The sequence below is a fragment of the Frigidibacter oleivorans genome (genome assembly GCF_003993775.1).
Classification (GTDB): Bacteria; Pseudomonadota; Alphaproteobacteria; order Rhodobacterales; family Rhodobacteraceae; genus Frigidibacter; species Frigidibacter oleivorans.
This window is the reverse complement of record NZ_RJRZ01000009.1, coordinates 122583-135868: the sequence shown is the minus strand read 5'-3', so window position 1 is coordinate 135868 and position 13286 is coordinate 122583. Positions and strand designations below refer to the sequence as shown.

The following is a 13286-nucleotide window of genomic DNA, read 5'->3' as shown; positions in this document are numbered from 1 at the left end:
GCTCAGGGCGCGAGGTCTTCCGCCGTCAGGTGGAAGGCCCGCCCGAAGCCGCCGTTCAGCGCCGCCGACAGCGGCACCAGCCGGACGAACCGGAAATCGGCGAAGTCGATATAGAGCCGGGCCTTGGGGTGCCGCGCCAGCCACAGCGCGCGCAGCGCGGCATGGTCCGGCCCGTCCTGCGCGACGAATTCCGCCCGCGCCTGCAGCGACAGCCGGGGATGGGTCAGCGGGTCGCCCTTCGGCGCCGGCTCGCCCAGCAGAAGTCCGGCGCGCGGATCGGCCCGCAGCGCGCGGGTATGGGCCGCGAGGTCAGACACCAGCGTGACCGGGCCGCCGCCGGCGCCGAGCGCCACCGCCACGCGGGTCACGGCGGGATGCCCCCCGTCCGGCGCCAGCACCGCCAGCGCGGCGAAGCGGGCCGAAGCGATCAGCGACCGGGCCAGCGCCCGCGCCTGATCGTCGGTGGGGCGGATCGGGTCGATGCCGCGCGTGTCGCCGCCATCGTCTTCATTGTCGCTGCCGCCTGATGCCATCCGCCGCACCCCGCTGCGGATCGCCTTGACAGGCGATCCCGCGCGCGACCAGTCTGGCCGCAATTCCTGCTAGCGTGCCGAGATGAGCGAGACAAGCGGACGTATCGACGCCCCCGGCCCCAAGGTCGCCCCACGGCCCGCCCCGGATCACCTGCCCAAGATCGTGACCGTGCTGCGCGAAGGCTATGACCTTGCCGCGCTGCGGGCGGATGCGCTGGCAGGGCTGACGGTGGCCATCGTGGCGCTGCCGCTGTCGATGGCCATCGCCATCGCCTCGGGTGTCGGGCCGGAGCGGGGGCTGTTCACCGCCATCGTCGGCGGCTTCCTCGTTTCGGCGCTCGGCGGCAGCCGCTATCAGATCGGCGGGCCGGCCGGCGCCTTCATCGTGCTCGTCGCGGCCTGCGTGGCGGAAACCGGGCTCGAGGGGCTGATCCTCGCCACGCTGATGTCGGGGCTGATCCTGATGGCGGCGGGGGCGCTGCGGCTGGGAAGCCTCGTGCGGTTCATCCCCTATCCGGTGACGCTGGGCTTCACGGCCGGGATTGCCGTCATCATCTTTGCCAGCCAGATCAAGGACCTTGCCGGGATGCGGCTGGCGGAGGAGCCTGCCGCGCTGGCGCCGAAACTGGCCGCGCTGTGGGCGGCGCGCGACACCGTCACGCCGGCGGCGCTGATCCTGGGGGCGGGGACGGTGGGCGTGATCCTGGCGCTGCGGCGGTGGCGGCCGCGCTGGCCGGGGCTGCTGATCGCGGTGGCGGCGGCGGCGGTGGCGGCGCTGGTGCTGCACCTGCCGGTCGAGACCATCGCAACGCGCTTCGGCGCGCTGCCCCGCGGGCTGCCGCTGCCCGCAATGCCGTCCTTCGGCGCCGTCGCCCTGGTCGAGGCCTTGCCCTGGGCCGCGAGCTTCGCGTTGCTGGGCGCCATCGAGTCGCTGCTGTCGGCCGTGGTGGCCGACGGGATGAGCGGCGCGCAGCACCGGCCGAATGCCGAGCTGCTGGCGCAGGGCGTGGCCAATGTCGGCTCTGCCCTGTTCGGCGGGTTCTGTGTGACCGGGACCATCGCCCGCACCGCGACGAATGTGCGTGCGGGCAGCCGGGGTCCGGTGTCGGGGATGCTGCATGCGGTGATGCTGCTGGGGTTCCTGCTGGTCGCGGCGCCGCTGGCGGGGTTCATCCCGCTGGCGGCGCTGGCAGGCGTGCTGGCCGTCGTCGCCTGGAACATGGCCGAGAAGGACGAGATCGCGGCGCTGGTCCGCGGCGGGCGCGGCGATGCGCTGATCATCGGCGTGACCTTCCTGACCGTGGTGTTCCGCGACCTGACCGAAGGCATCATCGTCGGCGTCGCCCTGGGCGGGGTGGTGGTGCTGAGCCGTCTGGCCCGCGCCGCGCGGATCGAGGCGGTGGCGGCGCCGTTGCCGCCGGGGACCGAGGATGTGCTGGTCTACCGGCTGAACGGCCCGTTCTTCTTCGGTGCGGCGGCGATGCTGGGATCGGTGCTGGACCGGGTGTCGCGGCAGCCGCGGGCCTTCGTGCTGGACTGTGCGGCGGTGCCCTTCCTCGACAGCACCGGTGCCCATGCGCTGGCGCAGCTGGCCCGCCGCATGGGGCGCCGCGGCGGCTGCCTGTGGCTGGCCGGCGCGCCCGAGGCGGTGCGCGCCGCGCTGGCGCGGGAACATGTGCCCGAGGGCGCGCTGGCCTTCGCGCCGGACGTGCAGGCTGCGGTCGGGTCGGCGCTGGCCGGCCGCGACGCGGGGTGATTCGCAGCGATCCCGCGCTGCCGGCGACGCTGCGGGGCAGCAATCGGCCCCTGCGGTCGCAGGCGGGGCGCCGCGCCGATTTTTTCACCGATCCGTGAACAGCCAGAGGATTGTTCTGCCGGTGAAATTTCAGGCGCAGCGCGGTCGCTTGACATCGTTATCATGTTTCCTGTGAATTGATTTACACGAAATACTTGGGAAAATAATAACTTACATGGTCGCGCCTGATTGGTTTACACTGCCCTCGATGTCCTGAAGGACGAAGCGCCGCGGGGCCCGCGCGGCGAGCTGAGGGAGGAAGCCAATGTCCGCACAACCGATGGTGCAAGTCGAGGCAGATCACGTCCGCGAGGTGCCGGCGCATTTCACCGGCGCCCATGCCGATGCCGCCAAGTATCGCGACATGTATGCCGATTCGATCTCCGACCCCGACGCGTTCTGGGGGCGCGAGGCGCAGCGGCTCGACTGGATCAAGCCGTTCACCAAGGTCAAGGATACCGACTTCACCTTCGGCAAGGTGTCGATCAAGTGGTTCGAGGACGGCGTGCTGAACGCCAGCGTGAACTGCATCGACCGGCACCTGCGCGACCGTGCGCTGCAGACCGCGATCATCTGGGAACCGGACGATCCGAAACAGCCGGCGCTGCACATCACCTATCGCGAGCTGTCGCGGAAGGTGAACCAGATGGCCAACGTCCTGCTGAGCCAGGGCATCATGCGCGGCGACCGGGTGGTGATCTACCTGCCGATGATCCCCGAGGCCGCCTATGCGATGCTGGCCTGCGCGCGGATCGGCGCGATCCATTCCGTGGTCTTCGCCGGTTTCTCGCCCGATGCGCTGGCCAACCGGATCAACGATTGCGGCGCCAAGCTGGTCATCACCGCCGACACCGCGCCGCGCGGCGGCCGGCGCACGCCGCTGAAGGCCAATACCGACGCGGCGCTGCTGCACTGCTCGGACAAGGTGCGCTGCCTCGTCGTCAAGCATACCGGCGACCAGATCAGCTGGGTCGAGGGGCGCGACGTCGATGCCAAGGCGCTGATGGACCAGGTCAGCCCCGAATGCCCGCCGCGGCCGATGGGCGCCGAGGACCCGCTGTTCATCCTCTACACCTCGGGTTCGACCGGCAAGCCGAAGGGCGTGGTCCACACCACCGGCGGCTATCTGGTCTATGCCGCGATGACGCATCAATACACGTTCGACTACCACGACGGCGACGTGTTCTGGTGCACGGCGGATGTGGGCTGGGTGACGGGCCACAGCTATATCCTGTACGGGCCGCTGGCGAACGGCGCGACGACGATCATGTTCGAGGGCGTGCCCACCTATCCCGACGCGGGGCGGTTCTGGGAGGTCTGCGAAAAGCACCGCGTCACCCAGTTCTACACCGCGCCCACCGCGATCCGCAGCCTGATGGGGCTGGGGCCGGAATGGGTGGAGAAATACGACCTGTCCAGCCTGCGCGTGCTAGGGTCGGTGGGCGAGCCGATCAACCCCGAAGCCTGGATCTGGTACGACACCCATGTCGGCAAGGGCCGCTGCCCGATCGTCGACACCTTCTGGCAGACGGAAACCGGCGGCCATATGATCACGCCGCTGCCGGGCGCGACGCCCACCAAGCCCGGTTCCGCCACCAACCCGTTCTTCGGGGTGAAGCCGGTGGTTCTGGACCCGCAGACCGCGGTGCGGATCGGCGAGACGGAATGCGAGGGCGTGCTCTGCATCTCGGACAGCTGGCCGGGGCAGATGCGCACGCTGTGGGGCGATCACGAACGGTTCCAGGAAGCCTATTTCAGCCAGTATCGCGGCTATTACTTCACCGGCGACGGCTGCCGCCGCGACAAGGACGGCTATTACTGGATCACCGGCCGCGTCGATGACGTCATCAACGTCTCGGGCCACCGGATGGGCACGGCCGAGGTGGAATCGGCGCTGGTCGCGCATCCGAAGGTCGCCGAGGCGGCGGTGGTGGGCTATCCGCACGACATCAAGGGGCAGGGCATCTACGCCTATGTCACCCTGATGAACGGCGAGACCCCCAGCGAGGAGTTGCGCAAGGATCTGGTGAAATGGGTGCGGTCCGAAATCGGCCCCATCGCCAGCCCCGACGTGATCCAGTGGGCGCCGGGCCTGCCCAAGACCCGGTCGGGCAAGATCATGCGCCGCATCCTGCGCAAGATCGCCGAGAACGATTTCGGCAGCCTCGGCGACACCTCGACCCTGGCCGATCCCTCGGTGGTGGACGACCTGATCGCCAATCGCGGCGGGAAGGCCTGACCGATGGCGGCGGCGGACACCACCGTGCTGATCCTGCTGGGCCCCCCGGGGGCGGGCAAGGGCACGCAGGCCCGGATGCTGGAACAGCGGTTCGGGCTGGTGCAATTGTCCACCGGCGACCTCTTGCGCGCGGCGGTGGCGGCGGGCACGCCCGCGGGACTGGCCGCCCGTTCGGTCATGGAGGCGGGCGGGCTGGTCAGCGACGAGATCGTGCTGGCAATCCTGAAGGACCGGATGGCGCAGCCCGACACGGCGCGCGGCATCATCCTCGACGGCTTTCCGCGCACGGCCGGGCAGGCCGAGGCGCTGGACGACCTGCTGGCCGAGGCGGGGATGGGCGTGACCGCGGCGGTCAGCCTCGAGGTGGACGATGCCGAGATGATCGCCCGCGTCGCCGGGCGCTACAGCTGCGCCGGTTGCGGCGAGGGCTATCACGACAGCTTCAAGCAGCCCCGCGTGGCCGGGGTCTGCGACACATGCGGCGGCACGGCGTTCAAGCGCCGGGCCGACGACACCGCCGAAACTGCGCGGGCGCGCCTGCTGGCCTACCACGCGCAGACGGCACCACTGATCGCGCATTACGAGGCGCAGGGCGTTCTGCAGCGGGTCGATGCGATGGGGTCCATCGACGACATCGCCCGCAGCCTCGCGTCCATCGTCGCGCGCGTATCGGCCTGACGGAAGGGGAGGCGCCGTCCCGGCCAGCGGGGCGGCGAGAGGACATACTCAGGGAGTAACGCGAATGGCGGACAAGACTTCGTCCAACGCCTATTGGGCCGCGAACCTGCGCATCATCGGCATTTCGCTGGTGATCTGGTTCATCTGCTCGTTCGGCCTTGGCATCATCCTGCGGCCCGCGCTGGAGGGCATCAGGATCGGCGGTGCCGATCTCGGGTTCTGGTTTGCCCAGAACGGTTCGATCTACGTCTTTCTGGTGCTGATCTTCGTTTATGCCGCGCGCATGAACAAGCTCGACCGCGAATACGGCGTGGAAGAGTGAGGGGGCGGTGATGGATCAGTTTACCCTCAACCTCATCTTCGTCGGGTTGACCTTCGCGCTCTATATCGGGATCGCGATCTGGGCCCGGGCCGGGACGACGTCGGAATTCTATGCCGCCGGCCAGGGTGTGAACCCGGTGCTGAACGGCATGGCCACCGGCGCCGACTGGATGTCCGCCGCCTCGTTCATCTCGATGGCCGGCATCATCGCGCTGGCGCCGACGGGCGGCTACACCCAGTCCGCCTACCTGATGGGCTGGACCGGCGGCTATGTGCTGCTGGCGCTGCTGCTGGCGCCCTATCTGCGCAAGTTCGGCAAGTTCACCGTGCCGGAATTCATCGGCGACCGCTTCTATTCCGGCGGGGCGCGGCTGCTGGCCGTCATCTGCCTGATCGTGATCTCGGTCACCTACGTGATCGGCCAGATGCGCGGCGTGGGCGTCACCTTCTCGCGCTTCCTCGAAGTGTCGACCGACACCGGCCTCTATATCGGCGCGGCCATCGTCTTCGCCTATGCGGTGTTCGGCGGCATGAAGGGCATCACCTACACGCAGGTGGCGCAATATGTCGTGCTGATCATCGCCTACACGATCCCGGCGATCTTCATCTCGCTGCAGCTGACCGGCAACTTCCTGCCGCAGCTGGGCCTGATCGGCACGCATGAGGCGTCGGGCGTGGCCTTCCTGACCAAGCTCGACCAGGTCGTCACGGAACTGGGCTTCACCGCCTATACCGCCGACAGCCCGAACATGCTGAACATGTTCCTGTTCACCATGTCGCTGATGATCGGCACCGCGGGCCTGCCGCATGTCATCATCCGCTTCTTCACCGTGCCGAAGGTGGCCGACGCGCGCTATTCCGCGGGTTGGGCGCTGGTCTTCATCGCGCTGCTCTACACCGTGGCCCCGGCCGTGGGGTCGATGGCGCGGCTGAACCTGACCACGACGATGTGGCCGAACGCGGTGTCCGGCAACGCGCTGGACGGCGAGGCGATCAGCCGCGCCGACATCGACAGCAACCCGCAGCTGTCCTGGATCCGCACGTGGGAACAGACCGGGCTGCTGGTGATGGAGGACAAGAACGGCGACGGGTTCATCCAGTACTACAACGACGCCAACCCCGCGCTGCAGACCATCGCCACGGAACGCGGCTGGACCGGGAACGAGGTCACCAAGGTCGACAACGACATCATGGTGCTGGCCAACCCGGAAATCGCCGCGCTGCCCGGCTGGGTCATCGCGCTGGTCGCCGCGGGGGCGCTGGCCGCCGCGCTGTCCACCGCCGCGGGCCTGCTGCTGGCCATCTCCTCGGCCATCAGCCACGACCTGATCAAGGGGTCGATCAACCCCAATATCAGCGAGAAGGGCGAACTCTTGGCCGCCCGGATCTCGATGGGCTTCGCCATCGTGGTGGCGACCTACCTTGGCCTCAACCCGCCCGGCTTTGCCGCGCAGGTGGTGGCGCTGGCCTTCGGGCTTGCCGCGGCGACGATCTTCCCGGCGCTGATGATGGGCATCTTCTCGACCCGCATCAACAAGGAAGGCGCCATCGCGGGGATGCTGCTGGGGCTGATCTTCACCGCCGTCTACATCTTCGTCTACAAGGGCTGGTTCTTCATCCCCGGCACCAACATGCTGCCGGACACCGCCGCCAACTACGTCTTCGGCATCTCGCCGCTGTCGATCGGTGCGGTCGGTGCGCTGGTCAATTTCGGCGCGGCCTACATCGTCTCGTCGATGACGGCCGCCCCGCCGCAGAAGGTGCAGGACCTGGTGGAATCGATCCGCATCCCCAAAGGCGCGGGCTCGGCCACCCATCACTGAGCCGGTCCCAAGTGACAGCTCGGACATGACAGCGCCGCGTCCCCCGACCGGGGGCGCGGCATCCCGGGACGGAGGATGCCATGACCGACGCCCAAGATGCCCCCGATCCCCGGACGGATGCCGAGGATGTGGCGGCCTTCCTGGAAACGGTGCATCCCTATGACAGCCTGCCGCGGGACGAACTGGCGCGGGTCGCCGGTTGCTTCGGCCGCAGGACGCTGCCCGCGGGGGCAGAGATCTACCATGCCGGCGCGCCGCTGGACGGGCTGTTCCTGATCCGCCGCGGCGGGGTCGAGGTTCTGGACGGCAACGGCGCGCTGGTATCGCTCCTGTCGGCGCGCAACAGCTTTGGCGAACGCGGGCTGATGCGCGACGGGCGGGCGGCCACCACCGCCCGCACCACCGAAGAGACGCAGCTGCTGGTCCTGCCGCCCGCCGATTTCCGCCACCTGCTGGCGCGGTCGGAGGCCTTCGCCCGCTTCTTTCGCCGGGGGGGCGGCAGCGAACCGCGCGGCGCAGACCTCGCCTCGATGAAGGTGTCCGACCTGATCGCGCGCCGGCCGTTGTCCTGCGCCGCCGACACCCCGGCCGCCGAGGCGGCGCGGATCATGCGAGACGCCGGCGTGTCGAGCCTCGGCGTGACCGAGCCGCTGGCCGGGGGCGGCGAGCGCCTTCTGGGCATCGTCACCGTGCGCGACCTGTCCGGCCGGGTGCTGGCCGAAGGGCGCGACCCGGGCGTGCCGGTGCATCAGGTGATGACGGCCGATCCGGTGACGCTGCCGTCGAGCGCGCTGGGGTCCGACATCCTGCACCTGATGCTGGAACGGGGCATCGGCCATCTGCCGATCGTCGATCAGGGCCGCTTTGCCGGGATGGTCACCCAGACCGACCTGACGCGGTTCCAGGCGCTGAGCTCGGCGCTGCTGATCCAGGACGTGGCAGAGGCCGCGACGGTCGAGGCGATGGCGGCGGTGACGGCGCGCATCCCGCACCTGCTGCTGCAGATGGTGGGCAGCCATGTCAGCCACGAGGTGGTGACCCGCCGGATCACCGACATCGCCGATGCGGTGACGCGGCGCCTGCTGCAGATGGCCGAGGCCGAACTGGGCCCCGCGCCGGTTCCGTGGCTGTGGCTGGCCTGCGGCAGCCAGGGCCGGCAGGAACAGACGGGCCTGTCGGATCAGGACAACTGCATGATCCTCGACGACGCGGCAGGGCCGGAACACGAGGCGTATTTCGCAGCCTTCGCGCGCTTCGTCTGCGACGGGCTCGATGCTTGCGGCTATGTCTATTGTCCGGGCGAGATGATGGCGATGACCCCGCGCTGGCGGCAGCCGCTGTCGGTGTGGCGCGACTATTTCCACGGCTGGATCGCCCGGCCCGATCCGATGGCGCAGATGCTGGCCAGCGTCATGTTCGACCTGCGGCCCATCGGCGGCGCGGCGCGGCTGTTCGCCCACCTGCAGCAGGAGACGCTGGCGGCGGCCGCGCAGAACTCGATCTTCGTGGCGCATATGATCGCCAACAGCCTGAAACATGCGCCGCCCCTGGGCCTGATCCGCAGCTTCGCCACGGTGCGGTCGGGCGAGCGGCGCCACCAGATCGACATGAAGATGAACGGCGTGGTCCCGGTGACCGATCTGGGCCGCATCTATGCGCTGCTGGGGCGGCTGGAACCGGTGAACACCCGCGCGCGCCTGGTCGCGGCCGAGGATGCGGCCGTGATCTCGCCCGCGGGCGCCCGCGACCTGATCGCCGCCTATGACCTGATCGCCACGATGCGGCTGGAAAATCAGGCCGCTCTGGTGAAATCCGGGCGCAGGCCCGACAACTTCCTCGCGCCCTACGACCTGTCCGATTTCGCGCGCAGCCACCTGAGGGATGCCTTCGTGGTGGTGCGCACGATGCAATCGGCCCTGGGCCACGGGAAGGGCGCGCCGGGATGACGAGGAAGACCCCATGCTGATGGATTTTGCCGCCATGATCGCCGCCGGCGCCGCGATCGCGGGTGTCTGGCTTCTGGCCAATCGGCTGTCCGGGCGGCGGCTGCCGCGCTGGCTGCTGCCCGCCGCGATCGCGGCCGCCATGTTCTCCTATGCGGTGTGGAGCGAATACACCTGGTTCGGCCGGGTGCGGGACGCGCTGCCCGACAGCGTGGCGGTGGTGCTGCCGGTGGCGGAGCCTTCGCCGATGCGGCCCTGGACCTATGCCGCGCCGATGGTGACGCGCTTCATCGCGGTGGACCGCGGCGCGGTGCAGCGGTCCGAGACCAATCCCGATCTGGTGCGGACCGAGGCGATCCTGGTGCAGCGCTGGACGCCGACGCAGCGGGTGCCGGTCGCCTTCGACTGCGCGCGGGGGCTGCGGGCGGACCTTGCCAGCGGGGCGGTGCTTGCGCCGGACGGGACGCTGACGGGCGGTGACTGGGTGGACCTGCCCGCGGGCGACGCCTTCCTGACGGCGGCCTGCGGCTAGAGGAGACGGGGAGGGGATCATGGCCGCGCCGGTCAGACAGCGACGGGTTCTGGTGGTCGAGGACGAGGACAATATCGCCGCCGCGCTGGGCTACCTGATCGCGCGCGAGGGGCTGGCCCATGACCGGGTGTCGAACGGCGGCGAGGCGATCCGGCAGATCCGCGCCACCCATCCCGACCTCGTGCTGCTGGACGTGGTCTTGCCCGAAATGTCGGGATACGAGATCTGCCAGGGCGTGCGGATGGACCCGGACCTCGCGGATGTGAAGATCCTGATGATGACCGCGCGCGGCTCTGCCATCGAGCGGCGCAAGGGCCTGGCGCTCGGCGCCGACGGGTTCATCGCCAAACCCTTCGAGCTGAAGGACCTGCGGGCCGAGGTGCGGCGGCTGCTCGACCTGCCGCCCGCGGGTCCAGACGGCGGAACGGATGGCGGCCCGGATGGCGGCCGGGGGGCATGAGCGGCGCCCCGGGGCTGGCCCGGCTGAACCTGCGCCTGCGCATCGGGCTGTTCTTCGCGGCGCTCTGTCTGGGGGGCTGGGCGGCGGTGGCGGCAGGGCTGTGGCTGGGCTTTCGCCATCTGGATCAGGCGGCACTGCCGGGCGTGGTGCAGGCCCCCTTCATCCGCGCCGCCTTCGTGCAGGTGGGGGTGGTGGCGGGGGTCGGTATCCTCGCGCTGACCGCCGGCATCTGGTTCCTCTTCGACGAACATGTGGCCCGCGCCGTGGAACGGCTGGCGGGCGGGCTGCGCGCCCGCGCCCATGCGCCCGTCGGCCCGGCGCTGGACCGGGAAACCGCTCCCTATCTGGGCGATCTTGCCCCCGCGGCGCAGGCGGTGACGCTGACCCTGGCCGAAACGCGGGATGCGCTGGCCTTTGCCGTTGCCCGCGAAACCGCCCGGCTGGCGGACGAGAAGGCGCGGCTCGAGGCGCTGCTGGCGGATGTGCCGGTGGCGGTGCTGCTGTGCACGGCGGGGCATCAGCTGGTGTTCTACAACGGCCCCGCGACCGAGATTCTGGGCGGCGGGATGCCGCCGGGGCTGGACCGGTCGATCTTCGACCACCTGCGCGAGGCGCCGCTGCGGCAGGCCCATGCCCGGCTGCTGGCGGCGCGCGACCCCGATGCCTCGGCCGACCTGATCTGCGCCACGGTCGCGGGCGGGCGGGTGCTGGCCGGGCGGATGCGGCTGGTGGAGAGCGGCACGGTTGATGGGGCCGACGGCGGCGGCTATGCGCTGACCCTGCGCGACGTGACGCAGGACTTCGCCCATCACGCCGAACGCGAACGGCTGCTGGACGACATCTTCGACCGCATCCGCCGCCCCGCCGCCGCCCTGCAGATCGAGGCGGCGCTGCTGGACGAGGGCGGCGCGGCCCGGGCGGCAGCGATCGCGGCCATCGCCGACGAGGGGCAGCGGCTGTCGGCGGCGCTGACCGACCTTGCCGCCCGGCGCGAGACGCAGCGCGGCGGCTGGTGGCCGCTCGCCTTCGTGCGGGCCAGCGACATCGCCGACACGCTTCAGGCCGCCTTCGCCGCCGAGGGGCTGGACCTGCGGACCGAGGCCGAACCGCTGGTCCTGCGCTGCGACGCCTTCCAGATCGTGGCGCTGCTGACGGGCCTCGCCCGCCGGATCGCGGCGGATACCGGCGCGCGCCGCTTCACCGCCGCGCTGACCGCCGACGGCGCGGGCGCGATGCTGCGCCTGCTCTGGCCGGGGGCGCCCTTGCCGGTGGGCCGGCTCGACCGCTGGCTGGAGGCGGAGCTGGAGATCGGCACCGCCGAATTCACCGGCCGGTCGGTGCTGGCGCTGCACGGCACCGAATGCTGGCCCGAACCCGCCGCATCGGGGCAGGCCGCGCTGTGCCTGCCGCTGCCCGAGGCGCGGCGCGCCCATGGACGGCCCGCGCCGCTGCCGCGCGCGGTGGTCTATGACTTCGACCTGCTGGCGCGCGCGCCGGCGGCAGGCGCGGCCGACCGGCCGCTGTCGGAACTGACCTATGTGGTCTTCGACACCGAAACCACCGGGCTCCTGCCGCAGCAGGGCGACGAGATGGTGCAGCTGGCCGCGCTGCGGATCGTCAACGGCCGCCGGGTCGAGGGCGAGGTGCTGGACATGCTGGTGGACCCGGGCCGGCCGATCCCCGCCCTCTCGACCGAGGTGCATGGCATCACCGAGGCGATGGTCGCGGGCGCGCCCGGCCCGGCCGAGGCGGTGCGCCGCTTCCGCCGCTTTGCCGAAGGCGCGGTGCTGGTGGCGCATAACGCGCCCTTCGACATGGAATTCCTGCGCCGCCGGGCCGAGACGGCGGGCACGCTCGACAATCCGGTGCTGGACACGGTGCTGCTGTCGGCGGTGGTCTTCGGCCAGGCCGAGACCCACAGCCTCGACGCGCTGGCGCACCGGCTGGGGATCGTCATCCCCGAAGAGGCGCGGCATACCGCGCTCGGCGACGCGCTGGCCACGGCCGAGGCGCTGCTGCGGCTGATCCCGATGCTGAAGGCGCGCGGCATCGCCACCTTCGCCGAGGTGCTGGTCGAGATGCGCAAGCATGGCCGGCTGCTGCGCGACCTGAACGGCTGACCCGCTGGCGCGGTCAGGCGAAGGGATCGGCCGGATAGGCCACGCCGGTCAGGTACAGGCCCTGCGGCGGGCAGACCGGGCCGCAGGCAGCGCGGTCGCGCGCCTCCAGCGCCCGCCGCACGTCCTCTGGCGCCCAGGCCCCGGCGCCCACCCGTTCCAGCGTGCCGACGATGGAACGCACCTGGTTGTGCAGGAAGCTGCGCGCCCGCAGCCGGAAGCGGTATTCCACCCCGCCTGGCACCGGCAGCGACTCGATCCCGATCTCGTCCAGCGTCTTCACCGGGCTCGCCGACTGGCACATGCTGGACCGGAAGGTGGTGAAGTCGTGATGGCCGGTCAGATGCGCCGCCCCGGCCCGCATCGCCGTCAGGTCCAGCGCGTTCTGCACCTGCCAGACCAGACCGCGGTCATGGGTCACCGGCGCCCGCCGCGCCACCAGCCGGAACAGATAGCGCCGCTCGGTGGCCGAAAAGCGGGCGTGGAAGTCCTCTGCCACCCGCGCCGCGCGCAGCACCGCCACCGGCTGCGGCCGCAGGTGATGGTTCAGCGCCTCGGACAGGCGGAACGGATCCCAGTCCTTCGCCAGATCGCAATGCGCGACCTGCCCCGTGGCATGGACCCCCGCATCCGTGCGCCCCGCCGCGGCGATGCCGGGCGCCTCCGGCTCCAGCCGCCGGATCGCCGCCTCCACCGCCGCCTGCACCGAAGGCTGCCCGGCCTGCCGCTGCCAGCCGGAAAAGGGCGTGCCGTCATAGTCGATGAGAAGCGCGAAGCGGGGCATGGTCCCGCCCTAGCGCGGGGCGGGGGTTTTGGCAATGAACCGGCCCCGGCTTCCTGTCGGC

The 13286-nt window shown here is 70.6% G+C and carries 11 protein-coding genes; 9 read left to right on the top strand and 2 right to left on the bottom strand.

The window, feature by feature from the left end; translation table 11 throughout:
• Positions 1-2 precede the first annotated feature (2 nt).
• The gene (locus EEY80_RS12645) at positions 3-533 is read right to left on the bottom strand and encodes a HugZ family pyridoxamine 5'-phosphate oxidase (protein ID WP_126976932.1); all 531 of its coding nucleotides are present in this window, start codon (positions 531-533) and stop codon (positions 3-5) included.
• A gap of 82 nt (positions 534-615) precedes the next feature.
• Between EEY80_RS12645 and EEY80_RS12640 the strand changes: the two genes are divergently transcribed.
• The 9 genes from EEY80_RS12640 (at position 616) to EEY80_RS12600 (ending at position 12444) form a co-directional block, all read left to right on the top strand.
• Positions 616-2289, top strand: a complete 1674-nt coding sequence (locus EEY80_RS12640; RefSeq protein ID WP_126976931.1) for a SulP family inorganic anion transporter — start codon at positions 616-618, stop codon at positions 2287-2289.
• Positions 2290-2608: 319 nt separating this feature from the next.
• A complete protein-coding gene (gene acs, locus EEY80_RS12635) occupies positions 2609-4567 on the top strand; it encodes an acetate--CoA ligase (protein ID WP_126976955.1) in 1959 nt (652 codons plus the stop codon).
• A 3-nt stretch (positions 4568-4570) separates the two neighbouring features.
• Entirely contained in the window at positions 4571-5245 is a 675-nt protein-coding gene (locus EEY80_RS12630) for an adenylate kinase (RefSeq protein ID WP_126976930.1), read from the top strand.
• Between the two features lie 64 nt (positions 5246-5309).
• Complete coding sequence (locus tag EEY80_RS12625) at positions 5310-5567, top strand: DUF4212 domain-containing protein (RefSeq protein WP_126976929.1); 258 nt, start codon at positions 5310-5312, stop codon at positions 5565-5567.
• Positions 5568-5577: 10 nt separating this feature from the next.
• Positions 5578-7389, top strand: coding sequence for a sodium:solute symporter family protein (locus EEY80_RS12620; protein ID WP_126976928.1), 1812 nt, complete (start codon positions 5578-5580; stop codon positions 7387-7389).
• 80 nt (positions 7390-7469) lie between these two features.
• Entirely contained in the window at positions 7470-9335 is a 1866-nt protein-coding gene (locus tag EEY80_RS12615) for a DUF294 nucleotidyltransferase-like domain-containing protein (RefSeq protein WP_126976927.1), read from the top strand.
• Positions 9336-9348: 13 nt separating this feature from the next.
• Positions 9349-9864, top strand: coding sequence for a hypothetical protein (locus EEY80_RS12610; protein WP_126976926.1), 516 nt, complete (start codon positions 9349-9351; stop codon positions 9862-9864).
• Between the two features lie 19 nt (positions 9865-9883).
• Positions 9884-10324 carry a response regulator transcription factor gene (locus EEY80_RS12605; protein ID WP_126976925.1) on the top strand — a complete coding sequence of 147 codons (441 nt, stop codon included), beginning with the start codon at positions 9884-9886 and terminating at the stop codon, positions 10322-10324.
• Positions 10321-12444, top strand: coding sequence for an exonuclease domain-containing protein (locus EEY80_RS12600; protein WP_126976924.1), 2124 nt, complete (start codon positions 10321-10323; stop codon positions 12442-12444). Before EEY80_RS12605 ends, EEY80_RS12600 begins: the two co-directional genes overlap by 4 nt.
• A gap of 13 nt (positions 12445-12457) precedes the next feature.
• Here EEY80_RS12600 and truA read toward each other — a convergent pair whose 3' ends face one another.
• Positions 12458-13225, bottom strand: a complete 768-nt coding sequence (truA, locus tag EEY80_RS12595; protein ID WP_126976923.1) for a tRNA pseudouridine(38-40) synthase TruA — start codon at positions 13223-13225, stop codon at positions 12458-12460.
• Positions 13226-13286: the final 61 nt, after the last annotated feature.

Bases quoted from the DNA above. Each gene is read 5' to 3' on its own strand.
- EEY80_RS12645 (WP_126976932.1), bottom strand. From the start codon at position 533: ATGGCATCAGGCGGCAGCGACAATGAAGACGATGGCGGCGACACGCGC.
- EEY80_RS12640 (WP_126976931.1), top strand. From the start codon at position 616: ATGAGCGAGACAAGCGGACGTATCGACGCCCCCGGCCCCAAGGTCGCC.
- acs (WP_126976955.1), top strand. From the start codon at position 2,609: ATGGTGCAAGTCGAGGCAGATCACGTCCGCGAGGTGCCGGCGCATTTC.
- EEY80_RS12630 (WP_126976930.1), top strand. From the start codon at position 4,571: ATGGCGGCGGCGGACACCACCGTGCTGATCCTGCTGGGCCCCCCGGGG.
- EEY80_RS12625 (WP_126976929.1), top strand. From the start codon at position 5,310: ATGGCGGACAAGACTTCGTCCAACGCCTATTGGGCCGCGAACCTGCGC.
- EEY80_RS12620 (WP_126976928.1), top strand. From the start codon at position 5,578: ATGGATCAGTTTACCCTCAACCTCATCTTCGTCGGGTTGACCTTCGCG.
- EEY80_RS12615 (WP_126976927.1), top strand. From the start codon at position 7,470: ATGACCGACGCCCAAGATGCCCCCGATCCCCGGACGGATGCCGAGGAT.
- EEY80_RS12610 (WP_126976926.1), top strand. From the start codon at position 9,349: ATGCTGATGGATTTTGCCGCCATGATCGCCGCCGGCGCCGCGATCGCG.
- EEY80_RS12605 (WP_126976925.1), top strand. From the start codon at position 9,884: ATGGCCGCGCCGGTCAGACAGCGACGGGTTCTGGTGGTCGAGGACGAG.
- EEY80_RS12600 (WP_126976924.1), top strand. From the start codon at position 10,321: ATGAGCGGCGCCCCGGGGCTGGCCCGGCTGAACCTGCGCCTGCGCATC.
- truA (WP_126976923.1), bottom strand. From the start codon at position 13,225: ATGCCCCGCTTCGCGCTTCTCATCGACTATGACGGCACGCCCTTTTCC.